This is a genomic window from Rhodococcus sp. Leaf225 (assembly GCF_001426145.1).
Lineage (GTDB): Bacteria > Actinomycetota > Actinomycetes > Mycobacteriales > Mycobacteriaceae > Rhodococcoides.
On the sequence record NZ_LMRN01000012.1, the window covers coordinates 385,909 to 411,076 of the forward strand.

A 25,168-nucleotide genomic window follows, 5' to 3' on the forward strand; every position below is an offset into this window, starting at 1 on the left:
CACGCGCGTCGCACATCTCACCACCTCCGATTACTGCACACTTCGTTCAGTAGTGACACAGTGGAGTCATGGCACACGACGGCATCTCACCCCGCGACAGCGTTCGCGAGGCCGTACTGATCACCGAGGCACGAACGTCGGTCGAGGAACAGCACCGAGCGCGCGTGCGCAAATACCTCTTCATCATGTCTTTCCGTATCCCGGCGCTGGTCCTCGCGGCGCTGTCGTACGGCGCGTGGCAGAACCCGTGGATCGCCATGGCCATCGTCGGCGTGTCCATTCCTCTCCCGTGGATGGCAGTCCTGATCGCCAACGACCGACCGCCGCGGACCGCGGACGAGCCCAGCCGCTACGGCTGGCGGGCGACCGACTCCACCGCGCTGGAGGCCCGCAGCCACCCGGTGGTGAACCTCGACGAGGAACCCGATCTCGACCGCCGCGCGATCTCGAATCCGCGCGCCACGTCCTGAGACAGGTCCGTCCCGAGATCGGTCTGCTGACACACTTTTGCGGTGACCGACTCGAACCACCGCACCTCGCCTCCCCCGTCCGTCCCGGTGGACGCGGACCGCCTCGTCGACCTCGCGTCCACGTTGCGGGTCGCGTTCGACCGAGCGGACTTCACCGCGGACGGGATCCTGGAGGCACTGGGCGACTCGGTTCATGCCGCGTTGGGACGTGGCGAACCCGCACCGGTGCGACGCCGGTGCGGAGAACTCGGTCCCCTCGGCACGCTCGTCCGGCTGTTCCTGCTCTCCGACGACGTGGCGATCGACGCCGCGACCACCGCCCTCGCGCCGACGACACTCGACGGAGCGGTTGCTGCCGGCCTCCTCGAGACCGGCAGCGACACCGTGCGCAGTCTGCTCGACATCCGCCCCCTCGATCTCGGCACGGGCACGCGGTGGGTGGTGTCCGACATCGACGGCAGCATGCGCGACGTCCGTATCGGATCCGATCACGTGCTCGGCGTCGGTCACGCGTCGCTGTCGCTGGTCCGCGGGACACCCACCCGTGTCGACGGGAGTCCGCCCACCGTCCTGGATCTCGGTACCGGCTGCGGCATCCAGGCGCTCCACGCGGCGCCGTACGCCCGGTCGATCACCGCCACCGACGTCAGCGATCGGGCCATCGCCCTCACCCGCATGACGGCTGCCCTCAACGGTCTGGACTTCGAGACGATCCCGGGCTCGTGGTTCGCACCCGTCGCGGGGCGGACCTTCGATCGCATCGTCGCCAACCCGCCCTTCGTCGTCGGATCGGGCCGAGTCTCCCACTCCTACCGCGATTCCGGCCTGGACCTCGACGGTGCCAGCAGCCTCGTCGTGGGAGCGGCACCGGACCATCTCGCTCCCGGCGGGACCGCGTCGTTGCTCGCCTCCTGGGTTCACGTGGACGGTGAGGACTGGCGGTCACGGGTCGCCTCCTGGCTGCCGGACCACGGTGTCGACGCGTGGATAGTGCAGCGCGACATCGCGGACCCCGCTCTCTACGTGGGCACGTGGCTGCGGGACGGCGGACTCGATCTGCGAGACCCGGCCGTCGACGAGACGGCGACCGCCTGGCTCGATCACCTCGACGCCGCCGGCGTCACGGGTGTCGGCTTCGGCTTCGTGTACCTCCGCCGGACCGACCGGCCCACCAGCGTCCTCGCGGAGGACCTGATGCACGGGTACGAGGATCCCCTCGGCGACGAGGCACTCGACGTCCTGGACCGGGTGGACTGGCTCCGCACACACGATCTGCTCGACGAGTGTGTGGCCGTCGCCCCGACCACGGCACTCGAGGAGGTCTCCACCCCCGATCCGGACGGTGGGTGGACCACCGTCGTACGCCGGGTCCACCGCGGCGACGGGCCCGCGTGGTCCCACGAGATCGACGCGGACGGGGCGGCACTCCTGGCCGGGATGCGCGCGGGCGGACTGACGGTCGGCGACCTCACCGAGCTTCTCGCGGCCGCACGCGGTGTGGACGCCGCGGAGCTGACGGACTCGGTCGTCGCGTTGGTCGCGGGGCTCGTCGTGCACGGGTTGGTGATCCCCACCTGAGCCGAGCAGTCGTTTCTCTCAGCAACTTCTCAGGGCTGAGGTGGTGAAACCGCAGCTCAGAGTGTTTGACGGAGGTGGGCTTCGGGAACTTTTCTGACGTGTCCCGGCGTTGTAGCCAGTGAGACACCACCGATCAGGAGGCACGTCATGACCAGCCCCACCACCATTCGCCCTCGACCGAGTGATGCCGACCTGGATGCACAGAGCCCGGCAGCGGACCTCGTTCGCGTCTACCTCAACGGCATCGGCCGCACGGCTCTGCTGACGGCCGCGGAGGAAGTCGATCTGGCGAAGAAGATCGAGGTGGGTCTGTACGCGACCCATGTGCTCGCGACCGGCAAGCGCCTCTCCCCCGCCAAGAAGCGTGACCTCGCGCTCATCGTCCGCGAGGGCCAGTCCGCTCGGGCACACCTCCTCGAGGCCAACCTCCGTCTCGTCGTCTCACTCGCCAAGCGCTACACGGGCCGCGGGATGCCGCTGCTGGACCTCATCCAGGAGGGCAACCTGGGTCTGATCCGTGCGATGGAGAAGTTCGACTATGCCAAGGGCTTCAAGTTCTCGACGTACGCCACCTGGTGGATCCGTCAAGCCATCACGCGCGGCATGGCGGACCAGAGCCGCACCATTCGTCTCCCCGTGCACCTGGTGGAGCAGGTGAACAAGCTCGCGCGGATCAAGCGTGAGCTGCACCAGCAGCTCGGCCGCGAGGCTACCGACGACGAGCTCGCCGAGGAGTCCGGCATCCCGGTCGAGAAGATCGCGGATCTGCTCGACCACAGCCGAGACCCGGTGTCGCTCGACATGCCCGTCGGCAGCGACGAGGAGGCGCCGCTGGGCGACTTCATCGAGGACTCGGAGGCCACGTCCGCCGAGAACGCCGTGATCGCCGGGCTGCTGCACACCGACGTGCGCAGCGTGCTCGCCACGCTGGACGAGCGTGAGCAACAGGTCATCCGGTTGCGCTACGGCCTCGACGACGGTCAGCCGCGCACCCTCGACCAGATCGGCAAGCTGTTCGGCCTCTCGCGTGAGCGCGTACGCCAGATCGAGCGTGAGGTCATGGGCAAGCTGCGTCAGGGCGACCGCGCCGAGCGACTGCGGTCCTACGCCAGCTGATCGTCCCCCGCATCACGAGACAGGCCCCCGGCTCTGGCCGGGGGCCTGTCGTCGTTCACGGGCTCAGCGCAGGCGACGGGGGCCCAGATCGATACGGCTGGGCTCGGGCCCGATGCGGATCCGTGCGTCGGTGGTCTCCGCGCCACTCGGTGACGCGAGGACCGGGTCGCACACCAGCTCGCGCACCTCGGACAGATCGTCCGCCAGTGTGGAGACCCGGAGCACGACGTCCACCAGCGCGCCCTTGTTCACCGGGGACGCGGTGCGGTACCCCGACAGCATCGGCGCGGCCCGCGGCGCGTCGATGAGCTCCGCGGCTTCCCTCTCGGTGAGTGGGAGCACACGGTACGCCCTGTCTCCCAGCAGATCCGACATGATGCCGGACAGCCCGAACGACACCAGTGAGCCGAACGACGGATCGTCCTGGACCCGCACCAGGCACCCGATCCCCTTGGTCGCCATCCGCTGCACCTGCATCACCGGGGTGCCCGATGCCTCGAACAGATCCCGGTACGCGCGGGCGACGGCGTCCGGCCCCACGACGTCGAGGCGGACACCGCTCAGGTCGGGGCGGTGTCGCCACTGATCGCCGGTGGCCTTCACCGCGACGGGTCCTCCCAGCTCGCGAGCCGCCTCCACCGCCTCGGCCTCGTCCGTCACCGTGCGGAAGGCGGCGATCTCCACGCCGTAGCACCGCAGCAACTGCTCGGTCTCGACGTCCGAGAGCCACCGCCCCGACGGACTGGCCGCCATCCAGCCGGCCACCAGTGCGCGCGCCGCGTCGGCGTCGACGCCGCCGGGCCGCACCACGCTGTCGGCCGGTCGATTCAGCCACGAGGCGTACCGCCACGCCTTCTGCAACGCATAGACCGCCCGCGCCGGGTCGGGATAGGACGGCACCGATCCGCGGATCGGCGTTCCGTCGTCGCCGCGGACCGCCAGCACGTCCGGAATGCCCTCGGCGGCGAGGAAGGTCGTCAGCACCGGCTTGTCGGCGCCGCGGACCGCCGCGCCGAGTGCCTCGGCGTAGGAGGCGACACGGACGGCGACCGGAGGCACGAAGACCGCGAGAACGGTGTCCACGTCGTCCGACCGCAGCGCCGTGGTGACCGCGGCCGCGAACTCCTCGGGCGTGGCCTGCGCGCCCACGTCGACCGGGTCCGGTGCGGTCATGCCGCTGTCGCGTGCGGCGTCGACGGCGAGGACGCCGAGCGCCGTCGAGTTGCCCACCACCGCGACCCGCGGACCTGCCGGCAGCGGCTGATAACCCAGAAGGATGGCGCAGTCGAACAGTTCCGCGATCGAGTCGACCTGGATCACTCCCGCCTGCTCGAAGAGGGCACGCACGATCGTGTCGTCGATGTCCGTGCCGGTCGCCAGCGCGGGCGGCACGGCTCCGCGTCCGCTCTTGACCGCGACGATCGGCTTGGACCGCGCGACCCGGCGCGCGATGCGCCAGAACTTGCGGGCGTTGCCGAAGCTCTCGAGGTAGAGCAGGACCACCTCGGTGGCCTCGTCCTGGTCCCAGTACTGCAGCAGGTCGTTGCCGGACAGGTCGGCGCGGTTGCCGGCGGAGACGAACGTCGACAGTCCCAGGAGCCGTTTCGACGCCTGCGCCAGGATGGCGATACCCAGGGCACCCGACTGGCAGAAGAAGCCCACGCGTCCGCGACCCGGGAGGTCCGTCGCCAGCGTGGCGTTGAGCGACACCGCGGGATCGAGGTTCGCGACGCCGAGAGCATTGGGGCCGACCAGGCGCATGCCGTGTGCACGAGCGGAGTGCACCAGGCGCCGTTCGTTCGCGCGCCCGTCCTCTCCCGTCTCACCGAACCCGGACGAGACCACCACCAGCGCCTTCACACCCTTGGCGAGACAGTCGTCGAGCACCGCGTCGATCTGGTCGGCCGGCACGGCGGCCACCGCGAGATCCACCTCGTCGGGAATGTCCCGCACCGTCGGGTACGCGCGCACTCCGCGCACCGACGTGTGTTCCGCGTTCACGGGATAGACGGGTCCGGTGAACGACCCGCGCAGCAGGTTGGTCAGCACCGCGTTGCCCACCTTCTCGGGGTCCGTCGAGGCACCGATGACGGCGACGGAGCGTGGGCCGAGCACGTTGCGGACGCTGCGGGCCTCGGCCGCGCGCTCGCGGGAGTTGCGCACCTGGACGAGCGCGTCGCTGGGATCGATGTCGAAGTCCAGGTTGAGCACGCCGCCGTCGAAGCTGCGACTGACCTGGTAGCCGGCCTGCCGGAACACGGTGACCATGTTGCGGTTCTCCGCGAGGACCTCGGCGACGAAGCGGCGCACCCCGTTCTCGGCGGCCGCCCCCGCCAGATGCTCGAGCAGGATCGGACCGAGCCCACGACCCTGGTGCGCGTCGGCGACGACGAAGGCCACCTCGGCGGAGTTGCCGTCGCCCTGCGGCAGGCGCTCGTACCGGCCGACGGCGATGATCTCGTCGCCGAGCGTCGCGACGAGGGCCACCCGCGACGTGTGATCGACCGTCGTGAAGTTGAGGATGTCGCGCTTGGGCATGGTGGGGTACGGACCGAAGTAGCGCAGGTACCGCGTCCGCTCGGACAGCTTGCCGTGGAACTCGACCAGGGCGTCGGCGTCACCGGGCACGATCGGCCGCAGATGCACCACGCGGCCGTCGGACGCGAGCACGTCGGCGGCCCAGTGCCGCGGGTAGTTCTCGGCCCGCTGCCGCTCGAGCTCCTTGGGATCCGGCGGCGTCGGCGCGTCCGGTGCCGTCTGCGCTGTCGGTGTCTCGGGTGCGGGTGTCTCGTCAGTCACGCGGATCCTCCGGGTCGAGTCCCCACAGCGGGTAGACGGCGCGGCGGGTGGCCACGATGGCGGTGTCGATGCGTTGGATGGCGCGATCGACGTGCTCGACACCCGACTCCGGGGAACCACCCGGCCCGTCCCACGGCGGGTAGTCCACGTCGCCGTCGTCGCTCATCGTGGACGGCAGGTCGATGCTCGGCGCGGCGAGCCGCACCTTCTCGTGCCACTCGTCCGGAATGGAGGTCGTCGGATCGAGATCGCGGTCGAGCACCGCGGCGATGAGATGGGTCCAGGCACGGGGCACCACCCGCACCAACCCGTATCCGCCACCCCCCACCGCGAGCCACCGACCCTCACAGACCTGGTCGGCGAGGTCGCGCATCGCACGGAACGCGGCGCGCTGCCCGTCCACGGTGAGTCCCAGATCGGCGAGCGGATCCTCCCGATGACTGTCCACGCCGCACTGGCTGATGATGATCTGCGGCTTGAACGCCGCCACCGCTCCGGGTACCACCGCGTGAAACGCTCTCAGCCACAACCGGTCTCCCGTGCCGGGCAGGACCGGCACGTTGACGGAGGTGCCCTCCGCGGCGTCGGCACCCACCTCGGTGGACCATCCGGTGTTGGGCCACAGCGTGGCCGGGTGCTGGTGCACCGAGACCGTCATGACGCGGGGATCGGCGAGGAACGCCGCCTGGACACCGTCACCGTGATGAGCGTCCACGTCGATGTAGGCGATGCGGTCGTACCCGTTGTCGAGCAGCCACGAGATGGCGATGGCCGCGTCGTTGTAGACGCAGAAGCCCGACGCCCAGTCGGCCATGGCGTGGTGCATGCCCCCGCCGATGCTCACCGCGCGGCGCGAGCGTCCCGACGCTATGGCCCGCGCGGCGGTCAGGGTGCCACCCGCGATGACCGCACTGGCCTCGTGCATGTCGGGGAACACCGGGTTGTCCTCGGATCCGAGACCGTGCAGCACCTCGGACGCCCGCGAACCCAGCGGCAGGTCACGCGGCGCGCGCTTGACCGCCTCGACGTACCCCGGTGTGTGCACCCGCAACAGCTCACTGTCCGACGCGACCTCCGGCGGCAGCAGTTCGGTCCCCTCGAGCAGACCGATCCCCCGTGCCAGATCCATGGTGAGTGCGAGGCGGGTGGGATTCATCGGGTGGTCGTCGCTCCACCGGTAGTTCAGGTAGTCCGCGCTCCAGACCAGAGCGGGCTGCCCCGGAGGCGACTGCGATGTCGAGGACGACTGCAGAGTCATGGCCCTCAACCTACGTGTCCGATTCGGCGTTCGTGATCGACTCGCGCACACGTGCTCGACGGGTCGTGGCAGGGCGGACACACCGCGGCTCACCACGCCGCACCTGGACCCACCGGTGAACCGTCCGTACCGGTAGAATCCACGACGACGAAGGGTGTGATTGTGAAGGATCTGGTGGACACCACCGAGATGTATCTCCGGACCATCTACGACTTGGAAGAAGAAGGGGTCGTTCCCCTGCGCGCCCGCATCGCCGAGCGCCTCGAGCAGAGCGGACCGACCGTGAGCCAGACCGTGGCTCGGATGGAGCGCGACGGGCTGCTCCTGGTCGCGGGCGACCGGCATCTGCAGCTGACGGAGAAGGGCCGTGAGCTCGCGGTCGCCGTGATGCGCAAGCACCGGCTCGCCGAGCGGCTGCTCGTGGACGTGATCGGCCTGCGCTGGGAGGACGTGCACGCCGAGGCCTGCCGCTGGGAGCACGTCATGAGCGAGGAGGTCGAACGTCGCCTCGTCGAGGTGCTGGACAACCCGACCACCTCGCCGTACGGGAACCCGATTCCCGGTCTCGCACTGCTGGGTTCGTCCCGGCCGACCGAGCAGCCGGAGGATCTGGTGCGCCTCAGCGACATCGCGCCCGGAACGCCCACCGCCGTGGTGGTGCGCCGCCTCGCGGAGTACGTGCAGTCCGACCCCGACACGATCGCGCGCCTGCGCGAGGCCGGAGTCGTCCCCGACGCGCGCGTCACCGTGTCCGTCACGCCGGGCGCGGTCACCATCACCGTGCCGGGCCACGACGACGTCGACCTGTCCGAGGAGATGGCGCACGCCGTTCAGGTCCGCACCATCTAGCTGCTCGGGTCTCTCGCGGAGTTCCCAGACACAGGAATCGGAGTTCGAGTGAAGTTCGTGGTGACCGGCGGCGCCGGCTACGTCGGCAGTGTGTGTGCGGCCGTCCTGATGGAGAACGATCACGACGTCGTCGTGGTCGACGATCTGTCCACCGGCAACGCCGACGGGGTGCCCTCGGGTGCGGAGTTCGTCGAGGGCCCCGTCGCCGAGGTCGTCTCGTCCGTGCTCGGACGCGAGAAGGTCGACGGGGTCCTCCACTTCGCGGCTCAGTCGTTGGTCGGCGAGTCGGTGGAGAAGCCGGAGAAGTACTGGCGCGGCAACCTCGGTGCGGCGCTGGAACTGCTCGATGCCATCGTCGAGCACCAGGTTCCGCGCCTCGTGTTCTCCTCGACCGCCGCGACGTACGGGGAGCCCGAGCGCACGCCCATCACGGAGGACTTCCCCACTCGGCCCACCAACCCGTACGGAGCCAGCAAGCTCGCGATCGACCATGCGATCACGGGATACACCGCGGCGCACGGGTTCGGGGCGACCAGCCTCCGGTACTTCAACGTGGCCGGAGCACACGCCGGCCTCGGCGAGAACCGTGTCGTCGAGACCCACCTCATTCCTCTCGTCCTGCAGGTCGCTCTCGGACACCGTGAGTCCATCTCGGTGTTCGGCACCGATTGGCCGACACCGGACGGTACGGCCGTCCGTGACTACATTCACGTCCGCGATCTGGCCGACGCGCACCTGCGCGCCCTGTCCCAGAGCGTCCCCGGGAGTCACCGGATCTTCAATCTGGGTAGTGGCGAAGGGTTCTCGGTGCGCGAGGTCATCGACGCGTGCCGCCGCGTCACCGGGGTCGACATCGCCGTCACGGACGCACCCCGGCGAGCCGGCGATCCGGCAGTGCTCGTCGCGTCGAGCGAGAAGGCCATGGCCGAGCTCGGCTGGAAGCCCGAGCTCACCGATCTCGACGTGATCGTCGCGGACGCCTGGGCGTTCCTGCAGTCTCTCGGCGACAGGGCGCACTCCGCCCGTCGCTGACCCCGGGCTCACACCGCGTCCGGCGGCAACTCGACCCCCAGGTCCTCCGCCAGTGACCGCGCGGACAGCACGAGCTCGCGCACCACGGTGGGTCGCACACCGTTCTGCAGAGCCGTGTCCAGCAGTTGCGCGAAGCGGTACTCCGGATCCGCGGTCAACGCCGTCTGCAGCGCCACCCCGGCGAGCGGTCCGTCTCCGCGCAGGTACGCCCACGCCCCCAGCATCGTCGCGGGGTGCGCTCGGTCCGGTCCGCTGACCCGCCGCGTCAGCTCGACCCACACCGCCTCGGCCGTGGGTCCCAGCGCGGTCGTCGCGAGGCCGAGAACGGCGTCCCGCACCGCGATCGTGCTGATCGCCACCATGATGCGTGCCGCCGTCAGGTGGTCGAGCTCGTCGGAGGCGTGCAGCGCCTCGAGGAAGACGACCGTGTCCGCCAGCAGGTCCGAGTGGCCGACCGGCCCGTCCTCCAGCTCGACCCGCAGTCGGCTGTTGCGGAACCGTTCGCACTCCGACTCCGGAACGGGTTGCAGCAGCAGCGCGATCTCCGACCGGGACGTGCGGATCTGCCGTCCCGCCATCACTCGGGACGCCGCGACCTGCGACGATCCGGGATCGGGCAGTGTGCCGCACCGCGGATCACCACCCAGGCTGCGCCACCGCTGACCGACCGCCAGGTGGGACACGTGGTGCACACCGAACAGGTCGATCCCGCGCGGGTCGAGTGTGTCCCGCAGCGCATCGGCCACCACCTCGTACGGCATCGTGAACTTCGACCCGGTGATCAGCACCGCGACGACCGCGTCCAGACCCTCCCTCGTGCAGACCTCACCGCACCGCTGGATCACGTCGGCGAGCTCGGGTGAGTCGAGCCGGTCGGAGAGGTCCTGCCGCATGCACATCTCCACGACGGTGGGGCTGCCGGTGCTGAGGCAGATGAGCACGATGGACCGCGCCGGCACGAAGCCGAGCAGAGCCGGAACGGCGGCGATGAGGTCGCCCACCGACGTCACGACGGGGTGGTCCGCCGTCGTGGACGACGGGGATCGATGGCGGGGAACGGGGTACGGGCGTCGAGTCATGAGGAGGACTGTCCGCGTGCGGCCGACAGGTCCTCCGGGGTCGACCTGGGCCGATGAAACGGCCTGTGGATCGGCCCGCGCCCGGGGATGGACGCTCGCGCGGCTGCCACACTCGTCAGGAGACGACGAGAGGCAACCGTGCGCGCAGTGATTCAGCGAGTGAGCGAAGCGACCGTTCGAGTCGACGGCGTGGAGGTCGGACGTATCGGCGCCGGACTCCTGGCCCTCGTCGGGGTGTCACCGTCGGACGGCGCCGCGGACGTCGAGCACCTCGCCCGCACGATCGCGGATCTCCGCATCCTGCCGGGCGAACGATCCGTCTCGGACGATCCCGACGCAGCCGAGGTCCTCGTCGTGTCCCAGTTCACGCTGTACGGGGACACGCGCAAGGGCCGTCGGCCGTCGTGGAACGGTGCGGCGTCGGGCGACATCGCGGAACCGCTGGTCGATGCGGTGGTGGCGTCGCTCCGTGCGCGCGGCATCACGGTCGCGACAGGTGTGTTCGGCGCATACATGGCGGTGCAGTCGGTGAACGACGGGCCCATGACCGTCCTCGTCGACAGCCCCTGACTCACCGGCCTCGTCGGCGCCGCGGACGGCGCCACACCACTTCCTCCGGCAACATCCAGCCGCGACGGCGCGCGAGGAGACACAGGGCCGCGCCGACCACGGTCGCGGCGATCAGAGCGATCGTCGGTTGCCCTACAGCTTGCACCACCACGAGGGTGGCGCTCGCGATCAGGGCGCACGACGCGTAGAGCGTGTTGCCACCGAAGATGGTGGGGATGCGCCCCACCGCGACGTCGCGGATCGCACCGCCGCCCACCGCGGTGACGGCGCCGAGCCCGATGGCCGGGAGCCACCCGAGCCCGACGCCCAAGGTCTTCTGCGCTCCCGCCGCGGCCCAACAACCGAGTGCCAGCGCGTCGACGTAGGGGAAGACGCGGTCCCACCCACGCCCTTCGAAGCGCACGGCGAACGCGACGACGGCACCGATCAGCGCCACCGTCAGATAGCGGTAGTCGGTGAGTGCGACGGGCGGCCCGGCCTGGAGCAGCGTGTCGCGGATGATGCCGCCGCCGAGCCCCGACACGATGGCGAGAACCGAGAAGCCGACCAGGTCGAAGCGGAAGGCCCGAGCGACGGCGCCGCCGAGAAGGGCATTGGCGAAGACACCCGTGAGGTCGAGGACCCGGAACAGCTCGGGCACTGCCCATGACATGGGCTATCCCCCGGCCTTGACCTTCTGCACCGCGGCGGTGAACGTCCGGTCGAGCGTGGCGGAGTCGGGCGTCAGTTCCCCGAAGGACATGTACGTCGCCGTGACGCGGACGTCGTCGACCTGGGCGAGCAGCGACAGCATGGACTGCGTGACCTCGCCCGCCTGGCCACCGGAGGTGACGGTACGACGTAGCGCGAGGGTGTCGTCGGCACCGATGGGCGGGGGCGGGACGATGTCGGTGGTCACCAGGCTCGTCACACCGGCTGAGGTGGCCTCGACCTCGGAGCACTGCTCCCAGAGTGCCTTCCGATCCTCCAGCGTCGTGTCCACCCGCGACAACTCGATGGAGATGGTGGCCCGGTCGTCGGGATCGGTCGCGACGAGCAGTGCCGTCGAGTCGGGATCGGACGATCGTGCCTCGGGCTTGCATCCCGTCGGTTCGACGGACGCGTCGGCCGCGATGCCGTCGAGGTCCTGAGCCGCCTGCGCCACGGCCTGCGGGGGCAACACCACGGCCTGGTACGGCGCCGTGAAGGTGCTGGGATCGAGGAGCAGGGCCGACAGCGATCCCGCCGCGTCGGGACTCGCCGAGGTGCTGGAAGGAGAGCTCGACGGTGTGGTGGTGGTCGACGACGACGATCCGGGTGCACTGGACGGCGCGGCGGAGGGCGGCGGACCGCCGGCCTCCGGCGTCCCGCTCACCGTGGAGCCACCGCATCCCGCCAGCACGGCGGCGGCGAGGGCGACGAGCGCACCGGCACGCACCGCGGACACTCTGCTGGTGGCACCGGTACTCGTCGCTCGCGTCTGCATGTCTCCCCTGTCGGTGAGGTCCCCGGGCGTCCGGTGACCGTGCGTGGCCTCGACGCTGCCACACCGGCGCCCGCCCGCCCGCGGGCCACACCGAGGGGTGTCCGGTTCGTTACCCGGCACTCGGCTCAGGATCCGCGTGCGATCCATTCCTCGAGATGGGGCGATTCGTCGCCGATGGACGTCCCGTCCCCGTGTCCGGTGTTGACCACCGTCTCCGGTGACAGGGCGAACAGTCGTTCCCGGATGCTGCCGATGATCGTCGGGAAGTCCGAGTAGGACCGCCCGGTGGCACCGGGCCCGCCGGAGAACAACGTGTCGCCGCTGAAGAGCTGACCGGCCTCGGGGAGGTACAGGCAACTCGATCCCGGTGAGTGACCCGGCGTGTGCAGGACCTCGATCTCGGTGCCGGCGACCGAGATCCGGTCCCCGTCCGCCAGATCACGGTGAGCCAGTCCCGGGTGCGTCTGTTCCCAGAGCACGTCGTCTGCCGGGTGCAGCAGGATCGGTGCGTCGAGCCGCTCCGCGAGCTCGGGCGCGACCGTCACGTGGTCGTTGTGTCCGTGGGTGCACACCACGGCGACGACCTTCCGGCCACCGACGGCGTCGACGATCGGGCCGGCGTCGTGTGCGGCATCGATCACCACGACCTCGGAGTCGTCGCCGACGATCCAGATGTTGTTGTCGACGTCCCAGGATCCGCCGTCGAGCTCGAACGTGCCCGAGGTGACGACCTTCTCGACACGGAAGCCCCCGACCCGGGAGCCGGAAGGCGTGGTCACAGAACCACCACCGAGCGCAGGACCTGACCCTTGGCCATGGTGTCGAACGCCGCCTCGACGTCGTCCAGCGCGATGCGCTCGGTCACGAACTTCTCCAGCGGCAGACGACCCTGCTGGTACAGGTCGACCAGCATCGGGAAGTCGCGCTCGGGAAGGCAGTCGCCGTACCAGGAGGACTTGAGTGAACCGCCGCGACTGAAGAAGTCGATCAACGGCATCTCGAGCGTCATGTCCGGCGTGGGGACACCGACCAGGACGACGGTGCCGGCCAGGTCGCGGGCGTAGAAGGCCTGCTTCCACGTCTCGGGACGTCCGACGGCGTCGATGACCACGTCGGCACCGAAGCCGCCCGTCAACTCCTGGATGGCCTCGACAGCGTCCACGTCGGAGGCGTCGACGGTGTGCGTGGCACCCAGGCCCGTCGCCCACTCGAGCTTGCCCTTGTCGCGGTCCACCGCGATGATCGTGCCCGCTCCTGCCAGCCGGGCACCGGCGATGGCGGCGTCGCCGACACCACCGCAGCCGATCACCGCGACCGAGTCGCCGCGACCGACGTTGCCGGTGTTCATCGCCGCACCGAGGCCTGCCATGACGCCGCAGCCGAGCAGTCCGACGACGGCGGGGTCGGCGGAGGGATCGACCTTGGTGCACTGGCCCTCGTGCACGAGGGTCTTGTCGGCGAAGGCGCCGATGCCCAGTGCGGGCGAGAGTTCCGTGCCGTCCTCGAGTGTCATCTTCTGCGAGGCGTTGTGCGTGTCGAAGCAGTACCAGGGCTCACCGCGCTTGCAGGCACGACACTGACCGCACACCGCGCGCCAGTTGAGCACCACGAAGTCGCCGACCTCGACGTGGGTGACCGCGTCGCCGACCGTCTCCACGATGCCGGCCGCCTCGTGGCCGAGCAGGAACGGGAACTCGTCGTTGATGCCACCCTCGCGGTAGTGCAGGTCGGTGTGGCAGACGCCGCAGGCCTGCACCCGCACGACCACGTCGTTGGAGCCCGGATCGGGAATGACGATCGTCTCGAGGGACACCGGAGCACCCTTGCTCCGAGCGACGACGCCGCGGACCTGCTGTGGCATTTCTTGCCTCCATCTGTCGGTACTGCCGGGTGCTGCGAACCTGACCGTCACCCTAACGATGCATAGGTGCGAACTGCTGCATCGGAGAGGTGTTCACCCAGTCGTGACACGCACGGCACACCGGATTCTCCTGACGGGACTACTTGTTGGGGCATGTCGGACCAACTCGAATACGACCTGGTAGTCATCGGTTCCGGACCGGGAGGGCAGAAGGCCGCGATCGCGGCGGCGAAACTGGGCAAGCGCGTCGCCATCATCGAGAAGGGCAGCATGCTCGGCGGCGTGTGCGTCAACACGGGCACCATCCCGTCGAAGACGCTGCGCGAGGCGGTTCTCTATCTGACAGGCCTCAATCAACGCGAGCTCTACGGAGCGAGCTATCGCGTCAAGGCGAACATCACGCCGTCGGATCTGCTGGCCCGGACGTCCCACGTGATCGGCAAGGAGGTCGAGGTCGTCCGATCGCAATTACTGCGCAACCGAATAGAGATGATCACCGGCGAGGGCCGGTTCCTCGACGCGCACACCATCGCGGTGGACGACCGCAGCCGCGGCGAGCGCATCACGGTCGGCGCGCGGAACGTCGTGATCGCCACCGGGACGGCGCCCGCCCGTCCCGACGACGTCGAGTTCGACAACTACCGCGTGCTGGACTCCGACGGCATTCTGGATCTGCAGTTCATCCCGTCGTCGATGGTGGTGGTCGGAGCCGGCGTCATCGGGATCGAGTACGCCTCCATGTTCGCGGCGCTCGGATGCAAGGTGACCGTGGTCGAGAAGCGCGACACCATGCTCGACTTCTGTGACCGTGAGATCGTCGAGTCGCTGCAGTTCCACCTGCGCGACCTCGCGGTCACGTTCCGCTTCGGCGAGGCGGTCACGGCCGTCGACGTGGGTCCGTCGGGAACGGTCACCACGCTGGCGAGCGGGAAGAAGATCCCGGCCGAGACGGTGATGTACTCGGCCGGACGTCAGGGCATGACCGACGGGCTGGATCTGGAGAAGGCCGGACTCGAGGCGGACGCCCGAGGACGGATCGACGTCGACGACGACTTTCAGACCAAGGTGGACACGATCTACGCGGTCGGTGATGTCATCGGATTCCCCGCGTTGGCCGCGACGTCGATGGATCAGGGCCGACTGGCCGCGTATCACGCCTTCGGCGAGCCGGGGAACAAGCTCACCGACCTTCAGCCCATCGGCATCTACTCCATCCCGGAGGTGTCCTACGTCGGCGCGACCGAGGTGGAACTGACGAAGAACTCCGTTCCCTACGAGGTGGGCGTGTCCCGCTACCGCGAACTCGCGCGCGGACAGATCGCGGGAGACTCCCACGGGATGCTGAAACTGATCGTGTCCACCGTCGACCGTCGGGTTCTCGGCGTGCACATCTTCGGTTCCGGCGCGACCGACCTCGTGCACATCGGCCAGGCGGTCATGGGGTGCGGGGGCACGGTCGACTATCTGGTCGACGCCGTCTTCAACTATCCGACCATGTCCGAGGCGTACAAGGTCGCGGCGCTGGACGTCGCCAACAAAATTCGGGCTCTGGAGGCTTTCACGCGCTGACCGGCGACGGCGGGGAATGTCGGGGTCCCCGCCGTCGTTGGGAGGAGAAACGGGTGAAGCCCGGTCGCGCAGGGTCGCTGTGGGAAAATGGGGTAACCGCACAGTGGTGCCCCGGCAGGACACGCACGGCGACGAGGAAGGACACCGGCATGGACGAGAAGTCGAGAATGTACGAGCTGGAGTTTCCAGCGCCCCGAGTGTCGTCCGAGGACGGCGTGGGTCCGGTGCTGGTCCACGGCCTCGAGGGTTTCTCCGACGCAGGTCACGCGGTCAAGCTGGCCACCACGCATCTGCGTGAGACCCTGGAGACCGAACTGGTGGCGTCCTTCGACGTCGACGAGTTGCTCGACTACCGCTCACGTCGCCCCATGATGACGTTCTCCGCCGACCACTTCTCCGACTACGACGAGCCGCACCTCAATCTCTACGCGGTGCAGGACGCCGTGGGCACCCCGTTCCTGCTGCTGGCAGGTCTCGAACCCGACCTGAAGTGGGAGAAGTTCACCACCGCGGTGCGTCTGCTGTCGGAGCAGCTCGGAGTACGCCGCACCATCGGCCTCAACTCCATTCCCATGGCGGTGCCGCACACCCGGCCGCTGGGCGTCACCGCCCACTCCAGCGACACCGACCTGGTGGGCGAGCACCACAAGTGGTCGGGTGAGCTGCAGGTGCCGGCCAGCGCCTCGTCCCTGCTCGAGTACCGCATGGCTCAGCACGGCCACGAATCGATGGGCTTCTCGGTGCACGTGCCGCACTACCTGGCACAGACGGCGTACCCGAGCGCGGCGGAGACGCTGCTCGAACTGGTAGCCGAATCGTCGAAGCTGACCATTCCGTTGAACGCACTGACGGAATCTGCGGCACGGGTGCGCGAGCAGGTCGACCAGCACGTCGAGGGCAACCCGGAGGTCCAGTCCGTGGTCCAGGCACTCGAGCGTCAGTACGACACCTTCGTCACGGCGCAGGAGCAGCAGTCGACGCTCCTCGCCGCGGACGAGGAACTGCCCAGCGGCGACGAACTGGGTGCCGAGTTCGAGAAGTTCCTCGCGGAGCAGACCGAGTTCGTCGAGGACGAGCCGTCGCCCGAGGGTCCCGAGGACGGAACAGACCGCTCCTGACGTCACGAGTTCTTACCCAGCCGTAACCCGACGGCTGTGTGAACGGTGACGATCCCGGTTTACGCTCGGTCGGCGACACACACGGTGCCGCCGATCGAGAGGGGCCGGGATGTCCGACACACGCCGCCGCGCCCTGCGTCCGGTTCCCGACGCGGAACCGCGGCTGCACTTCCGCACGGTGCACGGTTATCGACGTGCCTTCCGGATGGCGGGAGACGGACCGGTACTGCTGCTGATCCACGGCATCGGTGACAGCTCCGAGACCTGGCTCGACGTGCTCCCCCATCTCGCGTCGAAGTACACCGTCATCGCGCCGGACCTGCTCGGCCACGGACTGAGCGACAAGCCTCGTGCCGACTACTCGGTGGCCGCATACGCGAACGGCATCCGCGATCTGCTCGTCACCCTCAACATCGACGCGGTGTCCGTGGTGGGCCACTCGCTCGGCGGCGGTGTGGCCATGCAGTTCGCCTACCAGTATCCGGACATGGTCGAGCGCCTCGTCCTCGTCTCGGCGGGCGGTGTCACCAAAGACGTCCACCCGGCGCTGCGACTCATGTCCACGCCCATCGTCAACGAGGCGTTCAAGTTGCTGCGCCTGCCCGGCGCCATGCGCATGCTGCGCATGGCGGGCGCTGCGATCGACCAGTTGGACGGCACTCCTCTGCACCCCGGGGCCGTCCTGCACGACACACCCGATCTGGTCCGCGTTCTCGGCAACCTCCTCGACTCCACCGCCTACGACGCCTACCTGCGCACGCTGCGGGCCGTCGTCGACTGGCGCGGGCAGGTGGTCACCATGCTCGACCGGTGTTACCTGACCGAGAACCTGCCCGTGCAACTCATCTGGGGTGATCAGGACACGGTCATCCCCATCGCCCACGCGACGCTCGCGCACGCCGCGATGCCCGGCTCCCGCCTCGACGTCTTCGCCGGCGCGGGCCACTTCCCGTACCGCGACGATCCGATGCGCTTCCTCGAGGTCCTGGAGAACTTCCTCGGGACGACGATGCCGCTGAAGTTCGACGAACAGCGATGGCGGCAGATGCTCGTCTCCGGTGTCGGCGAGGACGCCATCACCGGCAGTGCGACGACGAGGCAGGCGGTCCTGGGTGCCATGGGGTCGGACGAGAGGTCGGCTACGTAACCTGTAGTGATGCTGCTGACCGAGATGGTTCCTGACTCCGCGTCGGCCGACGATCTGTACGACGCGTTCACCACCTGGGTCTCCGACCGTGGACTCGAGCTGTATCCGCTGCAGGACGAGGCCGTCATCGAGTTGGTCTCCGGCAACAACGTCGTGCTCGCCACCCCCACCGGGTCGGGAAAGTCGATGGTGGCCATCGCCGCTCACTTCGCCGCGTACGCGGCCGGCATCCGATCGTTCTACACGGCGCCGATCAAGGCGCTCGTCAGCGAGAAGTTCTTCGCACTGTGCGAGATCTTCGGTGCGGACAAGGTCGGCATGGTCACGGGCGACGCCTCGGTCAATGCGTCGGCACCCATCATCTGTGCGACAGCGGAGATCGTCGCCAACATGGCACTGCGGGAGGGGCCGGACTCGTCCATCGGCCAGGTGATCATGGACGAGTTCCACTACTATTCCGAGCCCGATCGCGGCTGGGCGTGGCAGGTGCCGCTCATCGAACTCCCCCACGCCCAGTTTCTGCTGATGTCCGCCACTCTCGGCGACGTCTCCTTCTTCCGCGACGACCTGACCCGCCGGACCGGACGGGTCACCACCGTCGTCGAGGGCTCCGAACGCCCTGTGCCGCTGATGTTCTCCTACCGACTCACACCCGTCGTCGAGACCATCGAGGAACTCGTCTCCACGCACCTCGCACCCGTCTACGTCGTGCACTTCACGCAGGCCTCCGCACTCGAACGGGCTCAGGCGCTCACCTCGATCACCGTCGCCTCCAAGGAGACCCGTGCGGCCATCGCCGAGGCCATCGGTGGGTTCCGGTTCACCACCGGATTCGGTAAGACGTTGTCCCGCTTGGTCCGTCACGGCATCGGCGTGCACCACGCGGGCATGCTGCCGCGCTACCGGCGGCTCGTCGAGAAGCTGGCGCAGGAGGGTCTGCTCGCCGTGATCTGCGGAACGGACACTCTCGGCGTCGGGATCAACGTGCCCATCCGTACCGTGCTGCTCACCGGACTGACGAAGTACGACGGTGTTCGCACGCGCCAGTTGCGCGCCCGCGAGTTCCATCAGATCGCCGGTCGCGCAGGCAGAGCCGGGTACGACACGCTCGGCACCGTCATGGTGCAGGCACCCGAACACGAGGTGGAGAACGCCCGGTTGGTGGCAAAGGCGGGCGACGATCCCAAGAAGCTGAAACGTATTCAGCGCAAGAAAGCACCCGACGGTTTCGTTTCCTGGGGCAAGCCCAGTTTCGAGCGACTCGTGGCGGCGAGCCCGGAGCCGCTGACCTCGAAGTTCTCGGTGAACAACTCGATGCTGCTCAACGTCATCGCCCGCCCGGGCAGTTGTTTCGACGCGATGCGGCATCTGCTCGAGGACAACCACGAGACCAGGACGAACCAACGGCGACACATTCTCCAGGCGGTGCGGTTGTACCGGGGTCTACGCGACGCCGGCATCGTCGAGCAGCTTCCCGAGCCGGACGAGGACGGGCGCACCGCACGGCTCACCGTCGACCTGCAGCGCGATTTCGCTCTCAATCAGCCGCTGTCGCCGTTCGCGCTCGCGTCGTTCGAGCTGCTCGACCAGGAGTCGCCGTCCTACGCGCTCGACGTGGTGTCCGTCATCGAGGCAACCCTCGACGATCCCCGGCAGATCCTGATGGCCCAACAACACGCGGCGCGCGGCGAGGCAGTGGCGCAGATGAAGGCGGACGGTCTCGAGTACGAGGAGCGTATGGAGCTGCTCGAGGAGGTCACGTGGCCCAAGCCGCTGGCCGATCTTCTGGGCCCCGCCTTCGAGATCTACCGCGGTGGGCACCCCTGGCTGTCCGAGTTCGGTCTCTCCCCCAAGTCCGTGGTGCGCGACATGATCGAGAAGTCGATGACGTTCACGGAGCTGATCTCGCACTACGGTCTCTCCCGCTCGGAGGGGTCCGTCCTGCGGTACCTCGCCGACGCGTATCGCGCTCTGCGACAGACGGTTCCACCGGAGGCGCGCACCGAGGACGTCCAGGACATCACCGAATGGCTCGGCGAGACGGTGCGCCAGGTCGACTCCAGCCTTCTCGACGAGTGGGAGAACCTCACCGATCCGACGTTCGAGGAGGACGGCACACCCGTCGTCGCGTACGGAGCCGACACACCGAAACCCATCTCCGCGAACCCCCGAGCGTTCCGGATCATGGTGCGCAACGCCCTGTTCCGACGCGTCGAGCTGGCGTCCCGTCGGCGCTGGGACCTCCTCGAGGAGCTGGGCGACGAGGTCGACTGGCAGGACGAGCTCGAGCCCTACTTCGAGGAGTACGGCGAGATCGGCATGACGCCCGCCGCCCGCGGACCGCACCTGTTCTCGTTCGTCCAGACGCGTGAGGAGACCACTGCGCGTCAGGTTCTCGACGATCCGGACGGCGACCACGGCTGGTCGCTGGACGCGACGGTGGACGTCGAGGAGTCCGACGCCCTCGCCGAGATCGTGTTCGACGACATCACCGTCACCGCAGGCTGAGAGGAAGACCATGTCATTCGACGTCCATGTCGTGCGGGTGTTCACCGACGACCAGGGTCGGTGGGGCAACCCTCTCGGCATCGTCGACGCTGTGTCCGTTGCCCCGGTCGACCGCCAGTCCGTGGCGCACGACCTGCAGTACAGCGAGACGGTGTTCGTCGATGTTCCCGAGGGCCCTGTCGACTCCACCGCCCTCCGCATCCACACGCCCGCCGTCGAGTTGCCGTTCGCCGGGCACCCCACCGTGGGCACAGCAGCATGGCTGGCCGGCCGCGGCACTCCGGTGGAGACGTTGCTCGTCCCCGCGGGCGAAGTCGCCGTCCGAGTCGCCGGCGACACCACCTACGTCCGTGCACGGCCCGAGTGGGCACCACACTTCGAGTTCCGTCAGGTCGACAGCGCGGACGACGTTCTGGCCGTGGACCCCGCCGAGTTCACCACGGGCCATCACTACGTCTGGGCATGGGTGGACGAGGAGCACGGGGCGATCCGGTCACGCATGTTCGCCCCCGACATGGGCGTCCCCGAGGACGAAGCCACAGGCTCGGCCGCCGTCCGGGTCACCGAACTGCTCGGGCGCGATCTGAGCATCGTGCAGGGCCGAGGCTCGGTCCTGTCGACCACGCTCTCCGACGACGGATGGGTGGAGCTCGGTGGGCGCGTGGTGGCGGACACCTCGCGCACTCTCTAGTCCAGCACGACCGCGATCTCACGCCCCAGCTCGACGCCCTCCGCCAAGGGAAGGTGATCGCCGCTCCAGAACCGGCCGGGGTCGTACCAGTTCGCGCGGCGCCGCGGTGGCTTCAGGCCCACCTTGTCGAAAGGCTTCAGCGGCGTCGGTGACTCTCGCGGATCGAGTAGACCCATCGCCTCGTACGTCAGGGCAACCACCTCCGCGCAGTAGGCGGTCTCGAGTCGACGGTCGTCCTTGGCCGACACCGCTGGGAGCCGCCCCGCGAACCATCTACCCGCCAGCTTCGCGGTGGTCGGGAATGCGGTGCCGTCGAGTCGCGCGATGGTCCGCATCAGCTCGTCTTCATGTTCACGCGTGATCGGCGACTGCAGTTGCCGGAACCAGCATTTCTGGTCGTAGCGCTCGCCCCAGTGAGTGACGGCGTCGCGTAGGTCGTGCAGCTGCACGCCGCGCTGATGGCGCCCGGTCCACATGTCGGGCAGTGACTGGCCCAACTCGGCATGCCACATCAAGGGCGGCAGGTCGTCGAGGACCACGGCCATGCCCACGTGATTCACCGGGCTGTTCGTCAGCGTCTGGATCGCACGATCCGCCGCCGACCGGCCGCGGAAGATCCAGAGATCGCCTGTCCGCGTGGTCTCCACGGCGGTGGCGAGGTTGACTGAGGACACTCCGTCGACGCTCATCGACGCCGAGCCTAGTTCGTGGCGCTAGCCTTCATGAATGGCTGCACGATCCCGAAAGATCTCCGTGCGCGGTCTGCTGAAGGTCGCAGGTCTCGCCGGCGCCGTCGGCGTGGCAGCGTCCGGCGTCCTCGTCGCCCGCAACGAGCGTCAGCGTCGTCAGTACGAACCGGACGAGGTGCGCGAGCGGTTGCACCAGCGGCTGGCCGTGGCCACGTCCACGAAGCGCTAGCGTTCGATCGTCACCTCCTAACTGCTCGGAGTGGTGATCGAGCGCGCGAGCGCAGTCGCGGGAAACCGCTCGTCGCGCCGGTAGTCCCGCAGTCGGCGCGCGAGCGCCTCGGCAACCTGTCCGGGCGCGTCATCGCCCACCAGCAGTCGCAGCCTGTCGTCGCCCGGGCTGCGGACATGGTCGACGATCACGGCCGCAGCATCCGCAGGCGCCGTTCCGCCGCCCGTCCCCTCCCTCGGCCACGGCACGTCGGGGGTGCCGAACACCGCGGTCCGCAGATCGTCGTAGTCGGGAGACGGAGCGCTGAATCGCATGCTTAGAGTGCCCCACTGGGTGTCGACCGCGCCGAGCTCCGCGATGCTCACGCGAATCCCGAAGTCCTTCACCTCTGCTGCCATCGCCTCGCTAAAGGCTTCGAGCGCCCACTTCGACGCGGCGTACAGGCCCAGGGTGGGCATCGTGCCGACGGCTCCGACTGTCGAGATCTGCACGATGTGGCCGGACCGCCGAGGCCGCATGACCTCGACGGCCGCTTGACTGAGCCAGAGCGCACCGAAGAAGTTCGTGTCGACGATGTCGCGGGCCTCCTGCTCCGTCGTCTCCTCGATGGCACCCACCGCCCCGTGACCCGCGTTGTCGACCAGTACGTCGAGGCGGCCGAACTTCTCGACGACGGACGAGACGACCGCCCGCGCCGCGCCGCGATCGCGCACGTCCAGGTGATCGACGACGAGTCGCTCGTGAGCGGGAAGGTCTGCCTCGCCCCTCACGGTCGCGATCACGCTGTCCCCCACGTCGAGCACACGGTCCACGAGCGCGCGACCGAGCCCTCGACTCGCACCGGTGATCAGCCACACCCGGCCGCTCATGATCCGACACCCGCTCGACGGGTGTACTCGGCGATGACGACTCCGGAGTCGAACGCCCGCAGTCGGGTGCGCTCGAACGGCCGGTCAACGTATCGGGCACCGGCGAACAGGCGCACACCGTCTCCGAGAACAACCGGGTTGATCTTCAGGACGAGTCGGTCGATCCGGTCGACGAGGTCACCCGCCAGCGCTCCCCCACCCGCCAGCCAGATTCCGGCGCCGTCTTCCTCACGGAGCTCGCGGACGGTGGCGACGGGGTCCGCGGTGACCGTCACGTCCGGCGACACCGTCTGCCGGTGCCGAGAAGCCACGAACTGCCGCAGGTGCGGGTAGGGGCTGACGATCCCCACGTCCAGGGCCGCGGAGTATGTCGTCCACCCCATGATCACCGTGTCGAACAACATTCCGCTGGAACGGATTCCGAGAGCGCTCTGCACGTGACCGGGAAGTGTGTCCGCGAACTCGTCCACGAGCACGTCCATATGGTCGCCCTCGTCGAGGAACGCGCTCCAGGTGCCGTCGGGAGCCGCGATGAATCCGTCGAGACTCGTGGCGACGTAGTAGGTCAGTTCTCGCATGGTCGAACCCCTCTCGGTCGGCCCTTGCACGGTAGGTGCTCGACCAGCGAGCGCGCGACCCCATTTTCGTGGCTGCAGTCGGGGCGCGCCTGACGCCACATGATTGCGACACATTCTGCGGATCGGTGGACATCGTGACGATCGTGTGGCAAAAAGCGCACAGAGGGGTTGAGTAGCCGCCGATGCCGAGGTTCGATGCCCGGATGGCTGTCATGACACGGCGGTGACCGGGTGGCAGAGGACACGTACCGCGCGCGGCCCGGGTTTCGTACCGTCGAACGATGTGGCGACGACGCGTGCGCGGGCCTCTCGTACCCGAGGGAACGCTGGCCGCAGCAGCGGCGACGCAAGGGCTTGTTCTCGACACGTCTCAGCTCGAGGCCGCAACCCGTCTCGAAACCATGGCCGGCCAGGGGATCTACCTCTGGGGTCCGCCCGGTCGGGGCAAGAGCTGGCTGATGGACACCTTCCTCGCGGAGGCACGCACCAGCCGGACGACGAGGACACACTGTCACCGCTTCTTCACCGACCTGCACGCCGAGCTGAACCTGCGCGCTCACGACCTCGACGCCGCGCTCGATCACATGCTCGGTGATGCGGAACTGGTGTGCTTCGACGAGTTCCACGTCCATGACCCGGCGGACGGCATCTTCGTCGACCGACTGCTCGACGCGTTGTTCCGGCGGCCCGTCAGAGTGATCCTGACGTCGAACTACCCTCCGCGACGGCTGCTTCCAAACCCTCTGTTCCACAGCATGTTCGAGCCCACCATCCACCGCATCGAGCAGGCACTGGCGATCGTGCACGTCGACGGCCCGATCGACTATCGCACCCTGGACCTCGACACACCGCGCAGCGGGTTCGCCGCGGGACGGTGGATGACGGGGGACCGATTCTCCGATCGGCGAGAACCAGGTGACGGAGACGCGGCCTCACTCTCGATCGGGGTACGTACGGTCGTCGCTCGAGCTGTGCGTCCGGACCTGGTGTGGTTCACGTTCGACGCTCTGTGCGCGCGACCCACCGCACCGTCCGACTTCCTCGAGCTCGCGGACCGATTTCCACGGTGGGTCATCAGCGAGGTACCGGGACCCGACCGCCTCGGACGAGACGCCGCCCATCGGTTCGGCAGCCTCGTCGACGTGCTCTACGACGCGTCGATACGCACCGATTTTCTCGCGGAGGTTCCACTCGGACAGTTCCTCCTGAGCCGGCATCTTCCGGTCGATGCCGAACGTATGGCGAGCCGCCTGAGCCAGTTGCAGACGACCCCTTGAGCAGCCGTCCCGCGGATCGAATCGGTTCCCGCTGATGCTGCAGCATCCACCACTCCCGATGACGTCCGCGGGAACTACGGCGACTCCACCAACTCCGGCCCCGCGGGGAAGTCGAGCACGTATTCCTCGCCCACGTCCCCCACAGCATCGGACGCGGCGGTCGTCAGGACGATGCGGTGGTCGTCCAGAGATCGGATGCGCACCGTGCGCCCCTCGAACCGGAACCTGTTCATGAGGAACCGGAGGCCGCGGCGCTCCAACGCTTCTTCCGCATCGGGCCACTCCGACACCGCCGACAGGGGTCGACCCAGTCGATCGCTGGGGATCAGATTCGGAGTCGCCGTCTGCATGTCGATCCACCCGATCACCTCGCCGTCCTCGCGGGCGTGCGGGATCCAGTGATCGGGAACTGCCAC

At 68.6% G+C, this 25,168-nt stretch carries 24 protein-coding genes; 13 read left to right on the forward strand and 11 right to left on the reverse strand.

All coding sequences use genetic code 11. The features are described 5' to 3' along the window. The first annotated feature begins 68 nt into the window (after positions 1-68). The 3 genes from ASG69_RS11515 to ASG69_RS11525 all read left to right on the forward strand — a co-directional run bounded on the left by ASG69_RS11515 (position 69) and on the right by ASG69_RS11525 (position 3,164). The gene (locus ASG69_RS11515; RefSeq protein WP_056444840.1) at positions 69-470 is read left to right on the forward strand and encodes a DUF3099 domain-containing protein; all 402 of its coding nucleotides are present in this window, start codon (positions 69-71) and stop codon (positions 468-470) included. An 87-nt stretch (positions 471-557) separates the two neighbouring features. After that, positions 558-2,048: a DUF7782 domain-containing protein gene (locus ASG69_RS11520; protein WP_056445265.1), complete on the forward strand. Its 1,491-nt coding sequence runs from the start codon at positions 558-560 to the stop codon at positions 2,046-2,048. 147 nt (positions 2,049-2,195) lie between these two features. Next, complete coding sequence (locus tag ASG69_RS11525; RefSeq protein WP_027505171.1) at positions 2,196-3,164, forward strand: sigma-70 family RNA polymerase sigma factor; 969 nt, start codon at positions 2,196-2,198, stop codon at positions 3,162-3,164. 63 nt (positions 3,165-3,227) lie between these two features. Here the strand turns inward: ASG69_RS11525 and ASG69_RS11530 are convergent, their stop codons facing one another. Together ASG69_RS11530 and ASG69_RS11535 are read right to left on the reverse strand one after the other, a co-directional pair. Next, complete coding sequence (locus ASG69_RS11530) at positions 3,228-5,963, reverse strand: bifunctional acetate--CoA ligase family protein/GNAT family N-acetyltransferase (RefSeq protein WP_056444843.1); 2,736 nt, start codon at positions 5,961-5,963, stop codon at positions 3,228-3,230. Further along, on the reverse strand, positions 5,956-7,221 hold the full coding sequence (locus tag ASG69_RS11535; protein ID WP_027505169.1) for an acetoin utilization protein AcuC: 1,266 nt from the start codon (positions 7,219-7,221) through the stop codon (positions 5,956-5,958). Before ASG69_RS11535 ends, ASG69_RS11530 begins: the two co-directional genes overlap by 8 nt. A 162-nt stretch (positions 7,222-7,383) precedes the next feature. On the opposite strand from ASG69_RS11535, the gene ASG69_RS11540 reads away from it, so the two are divergent. Next, entirely contained in the window at positions 7,384-8,070 is a 687-nt protein-coding gene (locus ASG69_RS11540; RefSeq protein ID WP_027505168.1) for a metal-dependent transcriptional regulator, read from the forward strand. Positions 8,071-8,118: 48 nt separating this feature from the next. Further along, positions 8,119-9,102, forward strand: a complete 984-nt coding sequence (gene galE, locus ASG69_RS11545; protein WP_027505167.1) for a UDP-glucose 4-epimerase GalE — start codon at positions 8,119-8,121, stop codon at positions 9,100-9,102. Between the two features lie 8 nt (positions 9,103-9,110). Here galE and ASG69_RS11550 read toward each other — a convergent pair whose 3' ends face one another. Next, a complete protein-coding gene (locus tag ASG69_RS11550; protein ID WP_082544482.1) occupies positions 9,111-10,181 on the reverse strand; it encodes a DUF4192 domain-containing protein in 1,071 nt (356 codons plus the stop codon). 138 nt (positions 10,182-10,319) lie between these two features. On the opposite strand from ASG69_RS11550, the gene dtd reads away from it, so the two are divergent. Next, on the forward strand, positions 10,320-10,751 hold the full coding sequence (gene dtd / locus ASG69_RS11555; RefSeq protein WP_056444849.1) for a D-aminoacyl-tRNA deacylase: 432 nt from the start codon (positions 10,320-10,322) through the stop codon (positions 10,749-10,751). A 1-nt stretch (position 10,752) separates the two neighbouring features. On the opposite strand, the gene ASG69_RS11560 is transcribed toward dtd, so the two are convergent. From ASG69_RS11560 to ASG69_RS11575, 4 genes are all read right to left on the reverse strand, one after another. Beyond that, positions 10,753-11,403 carry a trimeric intracellular cation channel family protein gene (locus tag ASG69_RS11560; protein WP_056444852.1) on the reverse strand — a complete coding sequence of 217 codons (651 nt, stop codon included), beginning with the start codon at positions 11,401-11,403 and terminating at the stop codon, positions 10,753-10,755. 3 nt (positions 11,404-11,406) lie between these two features. Then, a complete protein-coding gene (locus ASG69_RS11565) occupies positions 11,407-12,216 on the reverse strand; it encodes a sensor domain-containing protein (protein ID WP_235578924.1) in 810 nt (269 codons plus the stop codon). A gap of 125 nt (positions 12,217-12,341) precedes the next feature. Next, positions 12,342-12,995: an MBL fold metallo-hydrolase gene (locus tag ASG69_RS11570; RefSeq protein ID WP_027505162.1), complete on the reverse strand. Its 654-nt coding sequence runs from the start codon at positions 12,993-12,995 to the stop codon at positions 12,342-12,344. Further along, entirely contained in the window at positions 12,992-14,077 is a 1,086-nt protein-coding gene (locus ASG69_RS11575; protein ID WP_027505161.1) for an S-(hydroxymethyl)mycothiol dehydrogenase, read from the reverse strand. Before ASG69_RS11575 ends, ASG69_RS11570 begins: the two co-directional genes overlap by 4 nt. 153 nt (positions 14,078-14,230) lie before the next feature. On the opposite strand from ASG69_RS11575, the gene sthA reads away from it, so the two are divergent. The 5 genes from sthA (at position 14,231) to ASG69_RS11600 (ending at position 21,110) form a co-directional block, all read left to right on the forward strand. Next, positions 14,231-15,646 (forward strand): Si-specific NAD(P)(+) transhydrogenase, encoded by a 1,416-nt coding sequence (gene sthA / locus ASG69_RS11580; protein ID WP_027505160.1) that lies wholly within the window; start codon positions 14,231-14,233, stop codon positions 15,644-15,646. Positions 15,647-15,795: 149 nt separating this feature from the next. Beyond that, on the forward strand, positions 15,796-16,764 hold the full coding sequence (locus ASG69_RS11585) for a proteasome assembly chaperone family protein (RefSeq protein ID WP_056444855.1): 969 nt from the start codon (positions 15,796-15,798) through the stop codon (positions 16,762-16,764). 109 nt (positions 16,765-16,873) lie between these two features. Then, positions 16,874-17,911, forward strand: a complete 1,038-nt coding sequence (locus tag ASG69_RS11590; protein ID WP_027505158.1) for an alpha/beta fold hydrolase — start codon at positions 16,874-16,876, stop codon at positions 17,909-17,911. A 9-nt stretch (positions 17,912-17,920) separates the two neighbouring features. After that, complete coding sequence (locus tag ASG69_RS11595; RefSeq protein WP_056445272.1) at positions 17,921-20,419, forward strand: DEAD/DEAH box helicase; 2,499 nt, start codon at positions 17,921-17,923, stop codon at positions 20,417-20,419. Between the two features lie 10 nt (positions 20,420-20,429). Then, a complete protein-coding gene (locus ASG69_RS11600) occupies positions 20,430-21,110 on the forward strand; it encodes a PhzF family phenazine biosynthesis protein (RefSeq protein ID WP_056444858.1) in 681 nt (226 codons plus the stop codon). On the opposite strand, the gene ASG69_RS11605 is transcribed toward ASG69_RS11600, so the two are convergent. Continuing rightward, positions 21,107-21,799, reverse strand: a complete 693-nt coding sequence (locus tag ASG69_RS11605; RefSeq protein WP_056444863.1) for a hypothetical protein — start codon at positions 21,797-21,799, stop codon at positions 21,107-21,109. The genes ASG69_RS11600 and ASG69_RS11605 overlap by 4 nt on opposite strands. A 37-nt stretch (positions 21,800-21,836) precedes the next feature. Here ASG69_RS11605 and ASG69_RS11610 point away from each other — a divergent pair, with 37 nt between their 5' ends. Beyond that, positions 21,837-22,028, forward strand: coding sequence for a hypothetical protein (locus ASG69_RS11610; protein WP_037185345.1), 192 nt, complete (start codon positions 21,837-21,839; stop codon positions 22,026-22,028). Between the two features lie 17 nt (positions 22,029-22,045). Here ASG69_RS11610 and ASG69_RS11615 read toward each other — a convergent pair whose 3' ends face one another. Both ASG69_RS11615 and ASG69_RS11620 read right to left on the reverse strand, forming a co-directional pair. Then, the gene (locus ASG69_RS11615) at positions 22,046-22,897 is read right to left on the reverse strand and encodes an SDR family NAD(P)-dependent oxidoreductase (protein ID WP_056444865.1); all 852 of its coding nucleotides are present in this window, start codon (positions 22,895-22,897) and stop codon (positions 22,046-22,048) included. After that, on the reverse strand, positions 22,894-23,475 hold the full coding sequence (locus ASG69_RS11620) for a dihydrofolate reductase family protein (RefSeq protein WP_056444866.1): 582 nt from the start codon (positions 23,473-23,475) through the stop codon (positions 22,894-22,896). The genes ASG69_RS11615 and ASG69_RS11620 overlap by 4 nt, the downstream gene beginning before the upstream one ends. A gap of 281 nt (positions 23,476-23,756) precedes the next feature. On the opposite strand from ASG69_RS11620, the gene zapE reads away from it, so the two are divergent. Beyond that, a complete protein-coding gene (zapE, locus tag ASG69_RS11625) occupies positions 23,757-24,752 on the forward strand; it encodes a cell division protein ZapE (protein WP_082544483.1) in 996 nt (331 codons plus the stop codon). A gap of 74 nt (positions 24,753-24,826) precedes the next feature. On the opposite strand, the gene ASG69_RS11630 is transcribed toward zapE, so the two are convergent. After that, complete coding sequence (locus ASG69_RS11630) at positions 24,827-25,168, reverse strand: hypothetical protein (RefSeq protein WP_056444872.1); 342 nt, start codon at positions 25,166-25,168, stop codon at positions 24,827-24,829.